16 protein-coding genes are annotated in these 15,850 nt (G+C 63.7%); 12 read left to right on the top strand and 4 right to left on the bottom strand.

Annotation, left to right across the window (positions count from 1 at the left end; all coding sequences use genetic code 11):
• Positions 1–13: 13 nt before the first annotated feature.
• Both HNO52_RS13030 and HNO52_RS13025 read right to left on the bottom strand, forming a co-directional pair.
• The gene (locus tag HNO52_RS13030; protein ID WP_197565712.1) at positions 14–946 is read right to left on the bottom strand and encodes a diguanylate cyclase domain-containing protein; all 933 of its coding nucleotides are present in this window, start codon (positions 944–946) and stop codon (positions 14–16) included.
• Positions 939–1,808 (bottom strand): hypothetical protein, encoded by an 870-nt coding sequence (locus HNO52_RS13025; RefSeq protein ID WP_197565711.1) that lies wholly within the window; start codon positions 1,806–1,808, stop codon positions 939–941. Before HNO52_RS13025 ends, HNO52_RS13030 begins: the two co-directional genes overlap by 8 nt.
• Positions 1,809–1,897: 89 nt before the next feature.
• Between HNO52_RS13025 and HNO52_RS13020 the strand changes: the two genes are divergently transcribed.
• From HNO52_RS13020 to lipB, 11 genes are all read left to right on the top strand, one after another.
• Positions 1,898–3,199: a glutamate-5-semialdehyde dehydrogenase gene (locus HNO52_RS13020; RefSeq protein WP_197565710.1), complete on the top strand. Its 1,302-nt coding sequence runs from the start codon at positions 1,898–1,900 to the stop codon at positions 3,197–3,199.
• A 68-nt stretch (positions 3,200–3,267) separates the two neighbouring features.
• Positions 3,268–3,897, top strand: a complete 630-nt coding sequence (gene nadD / locus HNO52_RS13015; RefSeq protein WP_197569228.1) for a nicotinate-nucleotide adenylyltransferase — start codon at positions 3,268–3,270, stop codon at positions 3,895–3,897.
• A 66-nt stretch (positions 3,898–3,963) separates the two neighbouring features.
• Positions 3,964–4,326: a ribosome silencing factor gene (gene rsfS, locus HNO52_RS13010; RefSeq protein ID WP_197565709.1), complete on the top strand. Its 363-nt coding sequence runs from the start codon at positions 3,964–3,966 to the stop codon at positions 4,324–4,326.
• A complete protein-coding gene (gene rlmH / locus HNO52_RS13005) occupies positions 4,323–4,790 on the top strand; it encodes a 23S rRNA (pseudouridine(1915)-N(3))-methyltransferase RlmH (RefSeq protein ID WP_197565708.1) in 468 nt (155 codons plus the stop codon). The genes rsfS and rlmH overlap by 4 nt, the downstream gene beginning before the upstream one ends.
• Positions 4,791–4,831: 41 nt before the next feature.
• The gene (gene mrdA / locus HNO52_RS13000; protein WP_197565707.1) at positions 4,832–6,739 is read left to right on the top strand and encodes a penicillin-binding protein 2; all 1,908 of its coding nucleotides are present in this window, start codon (positions 4,832–4,834) and stop codon (positions 6,737–6,739) included.
• 12 nt (positions 6,740–6,751) lie between these two features.
• Positions 6,752–7,903 carry a rod shape-determining protein RodA gene (gene rodA / locus HNO52_RS12995; RefSeq protein ID WP_232090294.1) on the top strand — a complete coding sequence of 384 codons (1,152 nt, stop codon included), beginning with the start codon at positions 6,752–6,754 and terminating at the stop codon, positions 7,901–7,903.
• Positions 7,904–7,965: 62 nt separating this feature from the next.
• A complete protein-coding gene (gene mltB / locus HNO52_RS12990) occupies positions 7,966–9,030 on the top strand; it encodes a lytic murein transglycosylase B (RefSeq protein WP_197565705.1) in 1,065 nt (354 codons plus the stop codon).
• A gap of 2 nt (positions 9,031–9,032) precedes the next feature.
• Positions 9,033–10,013, top strand: coding sequence for a septal ring lytic transglycosylase RlpA family protein (locus HNO52_RS12985; RefSeq protein ID WP_197569227.1), 981 nt, complete (start codon positions 9,033–9,035; stop codon positions 10,011–10,013).
• 51 nt (positions 10,014–10,064) lie between these two features.
• A complete protein-coding gene (locus tag HNO52_RS12980; RefSeq protein WP_197565704.1) occupies positions 10,065–11,270 on the top strand; it encodes a D-alanyl-D-alanine carboxypeptidase family protein in 1,206 nt (401 codons plus the stop codon).
• A gap of 69 nt (positions 11,271–11,339) precedes the next feature.
• Positions 11,340–11,633, top strand: coding sequence for a YbeD family protein (locus HNO52_RS12975; RefSeq protein WP_197565703.1), 294 nt, complete (start codon positions 11,340–11,342; stop codon positions 11,631–11,633).
• 1 nt (position 11,634) lies between these two features.
• Positions 11,635–12,333, top strand: coding sequence for a lipoyl(octanoyl) transferase LipB (gene lipB, locus HNO52_RS12970; RefSeq protein ID WP_197565702.1), 699 nt, complete (start codon positions 11,635–11,637; stop codon positions 12,331–12,333).
• A 92-nt stretch (positions 12,334–12,425) separates the two neighbouring features.
• On the opposite strand, the gene lipA is transcribed toward lipB, so the two are convergent.
• Together lipA and HNO52_RS12960 are read right to left on the bottom strand one after the other, a co-directional pair.
• Entirely contained in the window at positions 12,426–13,478 is a 1,053-nt protein-coding gene (lipA, locus tag HNO52_RS12965; protein ID WP_197565701.1) for a lipoyl synthase, read from the bottom strand.
• Between the two features lie 183 nt (positions 13,479–13,661).
• The gene (locus HNO52_RS12960; RefSeq protein WP_197565700.1) at positions 13,662–14,651 is read right to left on the bottom strand and encodes a LysR family transcriptional regulator; all 990 of its coding nucleotides are present in this window, start codon (positions 14,649–14,651) and stop codon (positions 13,662–13,664) included.
• A gap of 33 nt (positions 14,652–14,684) precedes the next feature.
• On the opposite strand from HNO52_RS12960, the gene HNO52_RS12955 reads away from it, so the two are divergent.
• Complete coding sequence (locus HNO52_RS12955; protein WP_197565699.1) at positions 14,685–15,713, top strand: ATP-binding protein; 1,029 nt, start codon at positions 14,685–14,687, stop codon at positions 15,711–15,713.
• Positions 15,714–15,850 lie beyond the last annotated feature (137 nt).

The raw sequence follows: 15,850 nt of genomic DNA, 5'->3' as shown, positions 1-15,850 counted from the left end.
CACGGCAATCGCTTCAGTTGTTACTGAGTTGTCGCGTCATGGTCAGCAGGCGCTGCTCAAAGCGCGGCCAGCTTTCCCCTGGAAGGCGCTGGCAATGGGCGATTTTCACCTGAAGCGGCCCGGTATCCACCAGTACCGTGGTTTCAAGCGCCTGACCGACGCGTTGCTGCACCATCTGGACACCGCTCTGGCTGGTATCCGGCAGTACCAGCCAGAAAGTGCAGGCACTCTGCCGGCCGAGGAAGTCGTGGCGTCGTGAAAAGCGATTGACGACCAGACAAAGCGCATCGAGCAGGGCCTGGCGCGCCCGGCTGCCGAACTGTTCACTGGCCATTTCCAACTGCGGCAGGTGAAGCGTAAGTACGGCAAAGGGCTGGCCGAGGAACTGGGTGCGCTTGTACTCGCTGGCCAGCAACTCATGCATGGCCTCGCGAGCCAGGGCGTTACAGTTAGGGTCGCGGGGGTTGGTGGCGTCCAGCAGCGCCTGTTGGCGGCGCTGCTCCCAAGGAACCAGAGCAGCCACCAGGGCCATGGCGACATAACTCAGTGCCAGGTGGACATCCAACTGCATGTCGCTGAGCAGGAGCCAGACCGGAGCCAGCAGAAGATTGAGCAGCATGGCGGAGGCGAGGGGTAGCAGTAGAACCGTGAGCAAGGGGGCGAACCCTAGCCACATGATTCCCGCCTCGTCCAGCCATGGCAGTTCCAGAGCCAGCATCAGGTAGCCGACGATCAACGCCAGATAGGCCGACAGCCGGGCCTGACTGGCGCTGGCGATGCACATCAGGCAGGCCACCAGCATGACCAGGGCAAGAGAGGCAGGCAGCAGAATGTGGTTGTAATCGCCCATCAGATAACGCCAGATCGAATAGCCGCCCAGCAAGAGGGTGGCAATCGCATAGGCAATGACGATACGCGTCATATGGGTGCGGTTGTCGTCAGCCATGGGGGCTCTCCGTCTCGATCTGGAGGTCGTCGCGCTGGCGCTCGAAGCGCTGCACCGCTTCCTCCAGGGTGCCCAGGTCGCTCAGCGGGGCGAAGCGGACCTTGGCGCTGGGACGCAACCCCTTGAGTAGCGTATGGCGCCGTTCGCTTGCCTGCTTTTTATCCCGGCTGAGCAATAGCGTGGCCAGGGTGCGGTGATCGAGGCGATAGCAGCTCTCGAACTCGTGGGTCAGGCGGCACAGGTCCTGGGCCAGCGGCCATAGCTGACGGCGCGAAGTGCGTAGCAGCATCAGTTCGGCGTGCACCCCTTCGCGCCGGCAACGCGCACGCTCCCGGCGCAGGTCGGTGGATAGCTGCTGGCCGCTCCACAAGGGGAGCCCTGGTACCAGGCGCATACGCTGACGCGCGACGGAGCGGGTCGGCAACAAGTGGCGGTTACGCGCCAGCCCAAGCAGCATGAGTGGCAGCAATACCAGGCCAGAGAACAGCGTCTGCTCGATCCCCAGCAAGTCCGCCAGCATCCACCAGGTCAGCACCGCCAACGTGCAGGTAAGGGCCAGCACCCAGCCGGGCTGAGGCAGCATCAGTAGGGCGGGCCAGACCCACAGCCACAGCGCGTGCCGTTCCGGATCGGCGACGAGCAGGCCGGCCAGCAGCAGGCTGGGCAGCAGCTGCCAGGGCACGGTGGCAGGCCGCCGGTGGCTCATCTCGAGCAGGCTGGCAGTCACCATCAACCAGACGCTGGCCAGGACCAGCAACAGGGCGCTGGACAGCCGTTCCGACAGGTATGCCAGCAGGATCAACAGTAGCGCTGCGGCCCACAGGTTCAGGCGCATCAGCCCGACTTTGTACTTGCTCTGCATGGTGCCTTACTATGGAGGTCGACGTGGAGTCGCGCCAGTATAACGCCCGCAGCGCCATGTGGCGCTCTGCCAGGAGAACTTCGTTCAGCATGTCCGCTCACGCTTCCCAAACCGAATGCACCGAAGCCGCAGTAGGTGATGTCGTCGCCTACATGACTCGCCTTGGCCAGGCGGCGCGTACCGCGGCCACCCACATGCGTCGTGCCGTCACGGGCGACAAGAATCGCGCCCTGCTGGCCATGGCCGAGCAGCTCCAGCATCGCCGCAGCGACGTGTTGGCCGCCAACGCCGAGGACATTGCACGCGGGCGTGACAACGGTCTGGAGCCTGCGCTGTTGGACCGCCTGGCACTGGATGAGGGTCGCATCGATGCCATGGTGGAAGGGTTGCGGCAGGTGGCGGCATTGCCCGACCCCGTCGGAGAGATCGAAGGGTTGCGCTACCGCCCCAGCGGTATTCAGGTGGGCCAGATGCGGGTGCCGCTCGGCGTGATCGGGATCATCTACGAATCGCGGCCCAATGTGACGCTGGAAGCCGCCAGCCTGTGCCTGAAGTCGGGCAACGCCAGCATTTTACGCGGAGGCTCCGAGGCGCGCGATTCCAACGCCGCGATTGCCGTCTGCATTCGCGAAGGGCTACGTTTGGCCGGGCTGCCGGAGGACGCCGTACAGGTGGTGGCGACCACCGATCGTGCGGCGGTAGGGCAGTTGATTGCCATGCCGGAGTATGTCGACGTCATCATTCCCCGTGGCGGCAAGTCGCTGATCGAGCGTATCTCGCGCGAAGCGCGGGTGCCGGTGATCAAGCACCTGGATGGGGTGTGCCATGTCTATATCGACGCCACGGCGGATCCCGAGAAGGCCTTGGCGATAGCCGTCAATGCCAAGACGCAACGCTACGGTACCTGCAATACCATGGAGACGCTGCTCATCGATGCGCCCGCCGCCGCAGCGTTGTTGCCGCGGTTGGCCAATGCCTATGCCGAGCACGGCGTCGAGCTGCGTGGCTGCGATCGTACTCGGGCGATTCTGGCCGATATTGCCACCGCGAGCGACGATGACTGGCATGCCGAATATCTGGCGCCGATCCTGGCGGTTCGCATAGTCGACGGTATCGATATCGCCATTGAACACATCGAGCGCTATGGCTCGCACCACACCGATGCCATCGTCACCGAGGATTACGGACTGGCGCGTCGCTTCATGGCCGAGGTCGATTCCAGTTCGGTGATCGTCAATGCCTCGACCCGTTTCGCCGACGGCTTCGAGTATGGACTGGGGGCCGAAATCGGCATTTCCACCGACAAGTTGCATGCCCGCGGACCGGTGGGGCTCGAGGGCTTGACCACGCGCAAGTACGTGGTGCTCGGCGACGGCCAGGTTCGCCGGTGACCGCTCAGCAGACCAGTGCGCTGCCGGCCCAGCATGCCGCGGTCCCCCTGGAGCCGCCGCGAGTGGCCATGCTGGGTGGTACCTTCGATCCCGTGCACCTGGGTCACCTGCGCAGTGCCGTGGAGCTGCTCGAAGTCCTGCAGTTGGATCGGGTGCACATGGTGCCGGCCAAGGCGCCGCCCCTGCGTGACACACCCCAGGTTACGCCTGAGGAGCGCCTGACGCTGCTGCGGCTGGGAATCGGCGACACCCCGGGGCTGGTCGCCGACCCTCGAGAACTCGAGCGCGACGGACCGTCGTACAGCACCGATACCCTGGCCAGCCTGCGCAGCGAATATGGCAGTCAGGCAAGGCTCGTCATGGCGCTGGGTCATGACGCCTTCCTGCGCCTGGCAGACTGGCACTCACCGCAGCGCATCTTCGAGCTGGCCCACTTGGTAGTGATAGAGCGTCCCGGCTGCGAAGCGCCGTTGTCGACCGCTTTGGCCGAGCTGATCGAGGGGCGCGAAGTCTACAGTCCCGGCGCATTGATGCGGCGCCCCGCTGGCAGCCTGCTGCGCCTTGCGCTGCCCACGCGCTTGGCAATTTCTGCGACCGAGGTTCGTCAGCGTCTCGCGTCGAATATGAGCGTCCGCTTTCTGCTACCAGAAGCCGTCGAGGAGAGAATTCACGACAACTTGCTTTATCGACGTCGTTGAGCGCTGCCAGCGGCTTCCCAAGACGCTACAATGGCGGCGACCAAGACTTCCCGTTGATGAGGGGCTATGCAGAACGATTCGCTCAAGACTCTGGTGGTAGAGGCGTTGGATGACCTGAAGGCCAAGGACGTTGCGCAGCTGGACGTATCCCGGCTGACCAGTGTTACCGACCTGATGATCGTGGCCAGCGGTACCTCCACGCGTCACGTTGCCGCGCTTGCGGAGCACGTGGTCCATCAGGCCAAGGCCAGCGGTATCCAGCCGCTGGGGGTGGAGGGGCAGGTCGGGTCCGACTGGGTCCTGGTGGACCTGGGCGATCTGGTCGTCCATGTCATGCTCCCCGAGACCCGCCAGTTATATGATCTGGAGCGGCTGTGGGCCGACTTGCCGAGCGATTCGGAGCAGCAGCAGGAACACGGTGGCGCATGAGGATCCGCCTGCTGGCGGTCGGCACACGAATGCCTGGCTGGGTCAGTGAAGGTGTCGAGGAGTATCGTAAGCGTCTGCCACGCGATTTTGCCTTGGAAGTCGAGGAAATCGCTCCCGGTCAGCGTGGCAAGAACTCCGACACGGCCAGAGCCGTGGCGCTCGAGGCCAAGCGAATTCGCGAGCGGCTGCGCGGTGATGAACTCACGGTCGCACTTGAGGTCGATGGAAAGAACTGGAGCACCGAGCGACTGGCCCGGGAGGCCGAAACCTGGCGCCATGAGGGACGCGATGTGGTGTTACTGGTCGGTGGGCCGGACGGACTGGCCCCGGAACTCTCGGCGACGGCCGACCGGCGCTGGTCGCTGTCGCCGCTGACCCTCCCGCATCCGCTGGTCAGGGTGATTGTGGCCGAACAACTCTACCGCGCCTGGACCCTGATGGTAGGGCACCCCTACCACCGCTGAACGGCGGCTTTACGACAACCTGAGTCGAGACAATTTTCGGCATGCGCGACCGCCGTAATACTTTGAAGAACCCCGAACAAGAGCTGCGCATCTTTCGCGTGCGTGCGTTTCTTGCCGTATTGACGATCCTGCTCTTGACGGGATTGCTGATGGGGCGGCTAGTGTATCTGCAAGTGGTTCAGCATGAAGTCTACAGTACCCGCTCCGAGAAGAATCGCGTACGGGTGGAGCCTTTGCCGCCCACCCGCGGATTGATCTACGACCGGAATGGTGTGCTGCTGGCTGAGAATCGCCCCACTTATAACTTGACCCTGACGCGTGAACGGGTCGACGACCTCGATATTACCCTGGACCGGTTGGAGGAGTTGCTGGAGCTGAGCCCTGAAGAGGCCGAGGAATTTCGCATTCGCGCGCGCCAGCGTCAGCGGCCGTTCCAACCGGCGCTACTGATGAGCGATCTCGATGAGGCGCAGATCGCCCGGCTGGCGGTCAACCGGCATCGCCTCCCCGGGGTCGAGGTCGAGGCCCAACTGCTGCGCTACTACCCCGACGCCCAAGTCATGGCGCATGCTCTGGGCTACGTAGGTCGTATCAATGCCGACGAACTCAAGGAGCTCGATTCCGGGCGCTACGCAGGCACCCACTTCATCGGCAAGACCGGGGTCGAGCGGTTCTACGAGGACGTGCTTCACGGCCAGGCCGGCCTGCGTCAGGTGGAGACCAATGCCCGTGGACGGGTGCTGCGCGAGCTGGGTCGCACCGACCCGGTTCCGGGGCAGAACTTGACGCTGACGCTGGATAAAGAGTTGCAGCTATTGGCTTATAAGCTGCTCGACAACCGCCGCGGCTCGATCGTCGCCATCGCCCCCCAAACCGGCGAGATCCTGGCCATGGTGTCGGCACCCGGGTTCGACAGCAATCAGTTCGTCACTGGGATAGATTTTGCCTCCTACCGCGCGCTGCAGGAGGATATCGACCTGCCGCTGTTCAACCGAGCCATTCGCGGCCAGTATCCGCCCGGCTCGACGATCAAGCCGTTCCTGGCACTGGCCGGCCTGGCCGAGGGGGTAATCACCCCGGAAAAGACCATCAACGACCCGGGGTTCTATCAGTTACCCAATGACAGCCGTCGCTACCGCAACTGGTTGCGCTGGGGGCATGGGCGTGTCGACATGGAGCGCGCCATTGCCGTTTCCAACAATACCTACTATTACTCGCTGGCGCATGAGCTGGGCATCGACCGCCTCCACGAACAGATGAGCGCCTTCGGCTTCGGCCAGCGCGTCGGTCATGACGTGTTCGGAGAGAGTAGCGCGCTGATGCCTTCGCGTGACTGGAAGCGGGCTCGTTTCAATCAGCCCTGGTATCCCGGTGAAACGCTTTCGGTCGGTATTGGCCAGGGCTATTGGCAGGTCACCCCGTTGCAGCTGGCGACGGCCACCGCCGTGCTTGCCAATCGCGGGGAATGGGTGAGGCCACGTCTGGCGGGGCGCATCGGCGATGAGGAGGTGCCGACGGAGTTGCCGGATACACCCGACGATATCGTCATCAGCAATGACGGCTGGTGGGGCCGGATCTTCACCGGCATGGAGAAAGTTCTTAGCGGGCATGAAGGAACGGCCAGACGCACCGGGGTAGGTCTCGAATACCGTATGGGCGGCAAGTCCGGCACCGCCCAGGTCTTTTCGCTGGGGCAGGATCAGCGCTACAACGCCGAAGAGCTGGCCGAGCGGCTTCGCGACCATGCGCTGTTCATGGCCTTTGCTCCGCTGGAGGATCCGCAGATCGCCGTTGCCGTGATCGTGGAGAATGCCGGCGGCGGGAGCACCCATGCCGCGCACCTGGCACGAGCCATGACCGACGCCTGGTTGCTGGAGGAGGAGGCCCCCGATGTCGAGGAGGTGCGCGAGGTGATGGAGAGCGACACCGGTAGCGTGGCGGGGAACTGAACGATGACGTTGATGGGACTGACAAAGGGACTGCGAGCCCGACCGGTGCGGGCCCCGGTAAGTGGCATCTCGCGGCGCAAGAGCATCTGGGAACGGACACACCTCGACCCTTGGCTGCTGCTGCTGCTGCTGGTATTGCTGGTCGCCGGGCTGGGGGTTCTCTACAGCGCCAGCGGCCAGCGCATCGAGGTGGTGATGGCGCAGGGAACACGCCTGCTGGTCGCGCTCGTGGTGATGCTGCTATTGGCACAACTGCCACCCGGCACGCTGTTGCGCTGGGCGCCGCTGGTCTATGGCGCCGGCCTGCTGATGCTGATCGCGGTAGCACTCGTGGGCGACGTCGGCATGGGGGCGCAACGTTGGCTGGAAATTCCCGGCGTGATCCGCTTCCAGCCCTCCGAGCTGATGAAGCTGGCCATGCCGCTGATGCTGGCGGCATGGCTGGGCCGGCGCGAACTTCCGCCACGCTGGAAGGACCTGCTGATCTGTGCGGCGATACTCGGCGTGCCGATCGTGCTTATCGCCAAGCAGCCGGACCTGGGTACTTCGCTGCTGGTGGGGTGTGCAGGAGTTTTCGTGGTGCTGATGGCGGGACTCTCATGGCGCTTCATCGGCCTGCTCAGCGTCGCCGCCGCATCCGCGCTGCCATTGTTGTGGATCAATCTGCACAACTACCAGCGCCAGCGGGTATTGACCTTTCTCAACCCCGAAAGCGACCCTCTGGGAGCCGGTTGGAACATCATTCAATCGACCACGGCCATCGGTAGCGGTGGCCTGTGGGGCAAGGGGTGGCTGCAGGGGACCCAATCCCAGCTCGAGTTCCTGCCCGAGCGACACACCGACTTCATTGTGGCGGTACTAGGCGAAGAGTTCGGCCTGGTGGGGATGTTGCTCGTGCTGTTGCTCTATCTCCTGATCGTGATTCGCGGGCTGTGGCTTGCCACCGCTGCGCACGATACCTTTGGGCGGCTATTGGGTGGCAGCATCATCCTCACCTTTTTCATTTACGTCTTCGTCAACGTGGGCATGGTCAGCGGGATTCTACCCGTTGTGGGGGTGCCTCTTCCGCTGGTCAGTTACGGTGGGACCTCCAGCGTGACCTTGATGGCGGGATTCGGTATTCTCATGTCCATTCATGGGCATCGTCGCCTGCTGCCGCGCTAATGGCCGGGTGCAGTGTGGTGCGAGTCTGGACGAAGTGGCCCCGATCAAGGAGTGGCGCAAGCATGAAGCCATCGAGAAAGTGGAAAGGGGCTGGCGGTGCGCTGGTGGCCACGACGCTATGGATGTTGGCGCCGACCTTGCACGCAGCGGACTTCGACCCTGCTCAGCATGAGGGGGCGAGGCTGCTGGTCAATGAGCTCAGCGGGCACGGCATCGAACGCGACTGGTTGGAAGCGGCACTGCATGACGCCGTATTTCAGCAGGGCGTGCTAGATGCCATGGCGGGCGCGGCGGAGCGCCGGCTGCGCTGGGACGAATACCGTGAGATATTCCTTCAGCCGGAACGAATCGCCCGTGGTGTCGCCTTCATCGAGACCCATGACGATGCCTTTTCCCGCGCCCAGGCCGAGTACGGCGTGCCGCCGGAAGTCATTGCCGCCATCATCGGAGTCGAGACCAGCTACGGCCGTTTTACCGGGCGTCACCGCGTCATCGACTCTTTGGCCACACTGGCTTTCCATCACCCGGCCCGCGGCAGTTTCTTTCGCGGCGAACTGGCCGCTTTTCTCGAAATCAGCCACGAACAGGGTGTCGACCCGGGTAGCCTCAAGGGCTCCTATGCCGGTGCCATGGGCTATCCCCAGTTCATTCCTACCAGCTACCGCGCCTATGCGGTGGATTTCGACGGCGACGGCCAGCGTGATCTATGGACCAACCCGGTCGATGCCATTGGCAGTGTAGGGAACTATTTCGCCGAGCATGGCTGGCGTCGCGACGAACCCATCTATACCGAAGCCGAAGGGCCAGACGAGCCTCCCAAGGCGATCGAGTTCAACAGCACCCAGCGGCCTTACCAGTACCTGAGTGAATTGGAGCCAGCCGGGATCATGCCTCGAGCAGAACTCGATGCAGCGACAGCGGTCATCCCGCTGGCCTTGGAAATTGACGATACGGACTGGCGCTACCGTCTTGGATTCGAGAATTTCTACGTCATTACGCGCTACAACCATAGCCACTTGTATGCCATGGCCGTGACCGAGCTGGCCGAAGCGATAGCGGATCAGCGCGCTCTCGAGCCCTTTCCGCTGTCCGCGTCCGTAGCCGCCGAGCAGGAGGGATCGCTGTGAAAATGGTGTGGGCGGTACTGATCGTGACGACCTTGGTGGCTGGCTGTGCCGGCAGCGGTTCGAACGTCCCGGCACAGCGAGACGGCGCAGCGCAGGGGCCAGCCGCGACGTCGACGGGGGGGGAGCGCTACGCTATGAGTGGCGACGCTTACCCGCAAGACCCGCCCGACGTGAGCCAGATTCCCAATGCCGTACCACGCGTTGAAGCACCCTCGCGAGGAGGCAATCGCCCGGTCTACGAGGTGTGGGGCAAGACCTATCGTGTGCTGTCGGATGCTCGCGGCTATGCGCAGCAAGGCACGGCATCATGGTATGGCGAGAAGTTCCACGGTTATGCCACATCCAACGGCGAGATATACGACATGTACAAGATGAGCGCGGCACACCGCTCGCTGCCGCTGCCGACCTATGCCCGGGTCACCAGTCTCGACAATGGTCGTTCGGTGATCGTGCGTGTCAACGATCGTGGTCCCTTTCATAGTGAACGCGAGATCGACCTTTCCTATGCCGCTGCGGCAAGACTCGATATCCTTGACCGCGGCACTGGCCGAGTGAAGGTCGAAGCGATCGATCCTGCTGTCTGGCTGGCTGAAAACGGCGGCGGTAACGCGAACCGGACAACTGCGACCGCTGTTCAAACGGCTGCCGCATCGACGCCCCGCGCGGGGGTGACACAAGCCGATGACGCGGCGGCGACTGCCGGCACGACTGCCGGCAATGCCGCACGCAGTGGAACCGGAGAGCCTGGGCGCGATGCGCCGATCTACCTGCAGATCGCTGCGCTGGGCTCGGCCGAAAATGCCCAGGCGCTCAAGACTCGTCTAGAGCACGAGTTGTCGCATCCGGTGCGTGTCGCGGATGGCACCGGAATGTATCGGGTCCAGGTTGGCCCTCTGGCCCATGCCGGACAGGTCGAGCCCGTCCGCGATGAACTGAGACGTGCCGGTTTCGACCAGGCCTTTATCGTCAAAGCCGCCGATTGATTGGCGCGCTTACCCTTGATACTTCTCGACGCATCAATGAGATCCATGCCCATGCGAGTACTGCTTTCCCGTTTCCGCTCACGGCTTCTGCCGTTGACGCTGCTGAGCCTGCTCTTGATCGTTTCCCAGGCCCTGGCCCAGGCGGTGCCGGCACCACAGCCCCAAACCGTGATACCCGCACCGCCTCAGGTTGCGGCCAAGTCGTGGATACTGATGGATGCCGATAGCGGCAGGGTGCTGGCGGAGAATAACGCCGACGAGCGTCTGCCGCCGGCGAGCCTGACCAAGCTGATGACCGCCTACCTGGTCGAGCGCGAACTCAATCGCGGCAATATCAGCATGGACGATACCGTTCGTGTCAGCGAGAACGCCTGGCGTACGGGCGGCTCCAAGATGTTCATCGAAGTCAATACCGACGTTTCGATCCGTGACCTGCTTTACGGAATCATTATCCAGTCCGGTAACGATGCCAGCATCGCCGTAGCAGAACACCTGGCCGGTGGCGAGGCGCCCTTCGCCGACATGATGAATCAGCACGCGTCCCGGCTCGGTCTGAACAATACCCACTTCGTCAATGCCACGGGACTTCCTCACCCCGAGCACTACTCGTCGGCTCGGGATCTGGCGCTGCTGTCTCAGTACATCATCGACGACTATCCCGAGCATTACGCCATCTACGCCGAGAAATACTTTACCTACAACGATATTCGTCAGCCCAATCGCAACCGGCTGCTATGGCGCGATCCGACGGTGGATGGACTGAAGACTGGCCACACCGAAGAGGCCGGATATTGTCTGGTGGCTTCGGCCGTACGCGATGACATGCGTCTGATTGCGGTAGTGATGGGTACCGACTCCGAGGAGGCTCGTGCGCAGGAGACCCAGAAGCTGCTCAGCTATGGATTTCGCTACTTCGAGACCCTTCAGCTCTACGAACAAGGGGCGGTATTGAATACGCCGCGCCTCTGGGGGGGCGAAAAGGATGAGCTGCGCGTCGGCGTCGACAGCAATGTCGCCATGACGCTGCCGCGCGCGCGTAACCATGAGCTAAGTGCTCGCCTGGACATACGCCCGGACCTTACCGCACCGATCAGTCTCGGCGATCGAGTCGGGACCCTCGAGGTGCGTCTCGGCGAGGAGGTCGTGGGCGAACAAGAGCTGGTGGCCCTCGAGTCGATCGAGGAGGGTGGACTGTTCAAGCGGCTTTTCGATCAGGTACGGCGCTTCTTCAGCAACCTGCTCAGCGGCTGGTTCTAGGTGCGGTTTGGTCGACGGGTAATAGTTGAGTAAAATGCTCGGAAATTGTCTTCGAGACCTTAGAGAGCCATGACAGACAACAAACTGCGCGATTTGCGTCAGCCAGCGGCACCGACGATCACCTTCCCTTGCGATTACCCGATCAAGGTGGTGGGGGACGCAGCCGAGGATTTCACTGCTAGCGTGTGTCAGGTGGTGCTGCGTCATGATGCCGGCTTCGATGCGTCCAGCATCGAAGTGGTGGAGAGCCGCAATGCTCGCTTCCTGTCGGTGAGACTGACTTTGCGCGCCACCGGCGAGGCCCAGCTCAAGGCGCTTTTCGCCGATCTCAAGGCCACCGGTCGCGTGCACATGGTGGTGTGACATGAGCGAGGACGGCCATTCCTCACCCATCGCTCTGCTGAACCTGGGGCGGCGCCACTATTTACCTGTGTGGCAGGCCATGCGCGAGCTTACCGACAACCGCGGCGAAGCAACACCGGATCAGTTCTGGCTGGTGGAGCATGAACCGGTTTTCACCCAGGGCCAGGCGGGTAAGCCCGAGCATCTGCTGATGCCGGGAGATATTCCGGTGGTACAGACGGATCGCGGCGGGCAGGTGACCTACCACGGCCCGGGGCAGGTGGTGCTCTATCCGCTGCTCGATGTGCGCCGGGCGCGGCTCGGCGTGCGTGAACTCGTCTCGGTACTCGAGAACGCCGTCATCGCCGTGCTGGCCGAGCATGGTGTCGAGGCACGGGCGCGCCCGGATGCGCCTGGGGTCTATGTTGGCGAGGCCAAGATCGCCTCGCTGGGCCTGCGCATCCGGCGTGGCGCGAGCTATCATGGCGTGGCGCTGAACGTCGAGGCCGACCTGACACCGTTCCAGCGCATCAACCCCTGCGGCTATGCCGGCATGGCCATGACCCGTCTGGCCGATCTGGTTGCCGAGCCGCTCTCCAGCGAGCGGGTCGGCGTGCGGTTGGCCGAGTGCCTGGCACAGCAGTTGGGCCGTAGCCTGATGCGGGTCGATGAACAGGAGCTGTCTGGATGGCCGGCTACTGCCGAGGTGGACGCCGATTGAACTGCCTGCCACGGTCGGCGGCGAACAGACCGCGACGAAGAAGGCGACCTGAGAGGTCGCCTTCTTCGTATTGGCTACTAGGTGGCAGCGTGTCAGCCGACGTTGACCGCCTGGATGCGGTTGGGCTCGGGGTCTTGCCCCGGTATCGCCGCGGGTGCGGCCAGTCCCAGGTTGTTCTTCTCGAAGACTTTGTCTGCGCGATAGCTGGAACGCACCAGCGGACCCGAGGCAACTTCCATGAAGCCTTTCTCCAGGCCCAGGCGGCGATAGCGTTCGAACTCCTCCGGCGTGACCCAGCGCTCCACCGGCAGGTGGTTGCGCGTCGGGCGCAGGTACTGGCCGAGGGTGACGATATCCACATCGATGGCGCGCAGGTCGTCGAAGGTAGCGAGGATCTCCTCGTCGGTTTCGCCCAGCCCCAGCATCAGGCTGGTCTTGGTCAGGACCTGCGGGCGATGACGCTTGGCATGGGCCAGCACGTCGAGGGTCTTGCGGTAGCCGGCACGCGGGTCACGCACGTAATGGGTCAGGCGCTCGACCGTCTCGACGTTCTGGGCGAATACCTCGAGGCCCGAGTCGACCACGCGCTCGATAGCGGTCGGATCGGCGTCGAAGTCGGGCGTCAGCGCTTCGACCACCACCGCCGGGGTATTGGTCTTGATCGCCCGAATGCAGTCTGAGTAGTGGGCGGCGCCGCCGTCTGCAAGGTCGTCGCGGTCGACCGAGGTCAGTACCACGTAGCGTAGCCCCATCAGTTCCACCGACTTGGCGGTGTTGGCCGGTTCCTCGCTATCCAGCCAGCCGCGCGGATTGCCGGTATCGACGGCGCAGAAGCGGCAGGCGCGGGTGCACACCGAGCCCATCAGCATGATCGTGGCGGTGCCGTTGCTCCAACATTCGCCCATGTTGGGGCAGTGCGACTCGGCACATACGGTGCTCAGGCGATGCTCGTTGACGTTGCGCTTCACTGCCTCGAAGCGGCCGCCGCCGGGAATCTGGGCTCGCAACCACGGCGGCTTGCGTCCCGGCTCGGGGCGCTCGTCGGCCTGGTCGCGCTGCTTCATGCCGTCCTTGATGGCGGCAAAGCCATGCTCGGTGCGAAACTTCGCACCGCTCGGCACGCGTTTTGAGGTGTTGTCGCTCATAGGGTGTGAGCCCCTCCACTCGGCGGCTGCCACAACCATGCCTGGATGCTGCGGTATGTCGTGTTCCAGCACAGCACCAACCCGCATGGCCAGCAATTGATACGATGGTCGCAGGCCCGTAATCTATCATATTCGCGCCTGCCTGGCACAGCGGCCGGAGCCGCTGCTCGGACGGTCAAGCCTTCAGCCGGGAGGTATCGGTAGGCAGACCACGCCATGATCGGGCATCGGCTGCGGTGTCGCTTTGAAATGTGCCTCGATTTCGCCCAACCGCTCACGTACGAAGCGCAGGAACAGTTCGGTAACAGGGGTGGGAAAGCGATCTCTGGGATAGACCGTGCACCAGGAACGGCGCAGGGGGAAACCCGGCAGGGACAGCTCGGCCAGTAGTCCTGCGCCGAGTTCCAGGCGTACGGCCAGTCGCGGCAAGACCGTTACGCCCAGGTGCGCCATCACCCCTTGCTTGATCGCCTCGTTGGTACCCAGCTCCATGGTATGCTGAAGCGCAACGTCCTGTTCGGCGGCAAGCTGTTCGAAGGCGGTGCGCACCCCCGAGCCCGACTCACGCATTAGCAGATAGTGCCGGGCCAGATCCTCCAGGGTGGGGGAATGAGCCTCGAGCAATGGATGGCCGGGCCAGACGATGGGAATCAGTTCATTTTCCAGGAACGGCATGAAAACCAGATTGTCGTCATCCTCGGGGACCATCGCCATGATCACCAGGTCGTCGCGGCGAGCCGCCAGCCGCTCCAGTGCCTGGCTGCGGTTACACACCTGCAGCCGCACCTGAACGTTGGGATAGTGGGCGCGAAAGCGGGCGATCAGGTGTGGCACCACGTACTGGGCCGTCGAGACGGCCGCCAGGTTGAGCTCGCCGGATATCGTACCGTCCATGTCCGACAGGGCCATCTGCAAGCGCGAGACCTGGCCGAAGATAGCCTGTGTCGATGCCGCCAGTGCATCGGCGGCCGGCAACACATGCAGGGTCTTGCCGGAATACTTGAACAGTGGCTGGCCCAGGGCTTGCTCAAGCTGGCGGATCTGCGCGCTGACTGCCGGTTGGGTCAGGCCCAGTCGCTCGGCAGCCCGCGAATAGGACTGTTGGCCATGCACGGCCTGGAACACCTGCAACTGGCGAAAGGTCAGGCGGTTCAGCAGGCTAGGCGTCGTCATCGATCAATCCGCTAGAAGGGTCGGGGAGGCCCGTTGAAGAAGCCTATTCATGCTATCACTGCCAGCGAGCAGGGTCATGCCGACAGCCTTGGCCGGCAACGGCAACTGCCGTCCGCCCCTTATCTCGATGCCCTGCGCCAGGGTGGTTGGCGTGGTGTCTTGCTTGCGGGTAGCGGGCTGGCTGCGCTGCGTGCCGGTCAGGCCTGCGTTGAACTCGAGCTGGCCTGGTGCGACAGCGCTGGCACGACCGGTGATGCCTTGGTGGCGCGAGCCCAGCGGCTGGGCTGCGACGTTGTGCATCCTGGGGAAGCGACCGCCGAGGAGCAGTGGCTTCTCGCCCGAGGCTGTTCGCATGCAGGGCTGGCTTTCATCGGTCCGCCCGAAAGCCTTGTCGCTGCCATGTGCGACGACGGTGCCTCCCAGCAGTTGATGCGCGAAGCGGGGCTACCCTTGGGGGAGGCGTCGGCGCCACAGGTCCATCTGCCGGTCTTGGCTGACTGTCGCGGCCAGGCACTGGCTCTGGTCGAGCATGAATTGCTCGGCGAGGGGTTCGCCATGGCACCCAGTGAGCGGCTGACGCCTGAGCAGCGGGCCTATCTTGGGCAGCTTGCCGTTCAGGGGGCTCGCTCGCTCGGTCTGGTCGGCCTGGCAACACTGAGTTTCTCGCTGGCCGACAATCGGCTGGGTTTTGTGGGAATGCGCCCTGGCTTGACGGGCTATGAGGGCCTAGCCGAAGTCCTGAGCGGGCTCGACCTGGCAGTGGAGCAGATTCGGCTGGTGGCAGGCGAACGCCTCAGACGTCCTCGGGTCGGGCACATGGGGCATGGCCCCGGGCGACCAGGCCAGGCACGCTGGCGCCTGCTCTCTTCAGTAACGGGTCAGTTGGGCGGTGGGCCGGGGGTCAGGCTCGACCGGCCCTCCCAGGTCATTGCCGAGACGGAAGTGCGGTTGTTGTCCTGGGGGCGAGATGGGCCGGAGGCCGGCCGTCGCGAGCGACGCGCGCTGGCCGAGTGGCGTGGCGATCAGAGGGGCATGGGGGACGCTCCTGGCGAACAGGGCTGAGCGAAACCACAGTCCAGTCACAAAAAATCGACAAAACGGCTGCGTCGAGACGGCGCAGGGCGTACTATGCTTGCTGCATCGCAGCATATTTACTCCTCCCGATGGCAATGCGTTTGCCATCGGAGAACCCTGGAGCC

Source organism: Halomonas sp. MCCC 1A13316 (assembly GCF_014931605.1).
In the GTDB taxonomy this organism is placed as follows: Bacteria; Pseudomonadota; Gammaproteobacteria; order Pseudomonadales; family Halomonadaceae; genus Halomonas.
Note: the sequence above shows the minus strand (reverse complement) of the source record. Positions and strands in the feature narration are given on the sequence as shown.

Coding starts and splice junctions, on each gene's coding strand:
- HNO52_RS12980 (WP_197565704.1), top strand. CDS start 10,065: ATGCGAGTACTGCTTTCCCGTTTCCGCTCACGGCTTCTGCCGTTGACG.
- HNO52_RS12975 (WP_197565703.1), top strand. CDS start 11,340: ATGACAGACAACAAACTGCGCGATTTGCGTCAGCCAGCGGCACCGACG.
- nadD (WP_197569228.1), top strand. CDS start 3,268: ATGCTGGGTGGTACCTTCGATCCCGTGCACCTGGGTCACCTGCGCAGT.
- lipA (WP_197565701.1), bottom strand. CDS start 13,478: ATGAGCGACAACACCTCAAAACGCGTGCCGAGCGGTGCGAAGTTTCGC.
- HNO52_RS13025 (WP_197565711.1), bottom strand. CDS start 1,808: ATGCAGAGCAAGTACAAAGTCGGGCTGATGCGCCTGAACCTGTGGGCC.
- lipB (WP_197565702.1), top strand. CDS start 11,635: ATGAGCGAGGACGGCCATTCCTCACCCATCGCTCTGCTGAACCTGGGG.
- HNO52_RS12985 (WP_197569227.1), top strand. CDS start 9,033: ATGGTGTGGGCGGTACTGATCGTGACGACCTTGGTGGCTGGCTGTGCC.
- HNO52_RS12960 (WP_197565700.1), bottom strand. CDS start 14,651: ATGACGACGCCTAGCCTGCTGAACCGCCTGACCTTTCGCCAGTTGCAG.
- mltB (WP_197565705.1), top strand. CDS start 7,966: ATGAAGCCATCGAGAAAGTGGAAAGGGGCTGGCGGTGCGCTGGTGGCC.
- mrdA (WP_197565707.1), top strand. CDS start 4,832: ATGCGCGACCGCCGTAATACTTTGAAGAACCCCGAACAAGAGCTGCGC.
- HNO52_RS13020 (WP_197565710.1), top strand. CDS start 1,898: ATGTCCGCTCACGCTTCCCAAACCGAATGCACCGAAGCCGCAGTAGGT.
- rsfS (WP_197565709.1), top strand. CDS start 3,964: ATGCAGAACGATTCGCTCAAGACTCTGGTGGTAGAGGCGTTGGATGAC.
- rlmH (WP_197565708.1), top strand. CDS start 4,323: ATGAGGATCCGCCTGCTGGCGGTCGGCACACGAATGCCTGGCTGGGTC.
- HNO52_RS13030 (WP_197565712.1), bottom strand. CDS start 946: ATGGCTGACGACAACCGCACCCATATGACGCGTATCGTCATTGCCTAT.
- rodA (WP_232090294.1), top strand. CDS start 6,752: ATGGGACTGACAAAGGGACTGCGAGCCCGACCGGTGCGGGCCCCGGTA.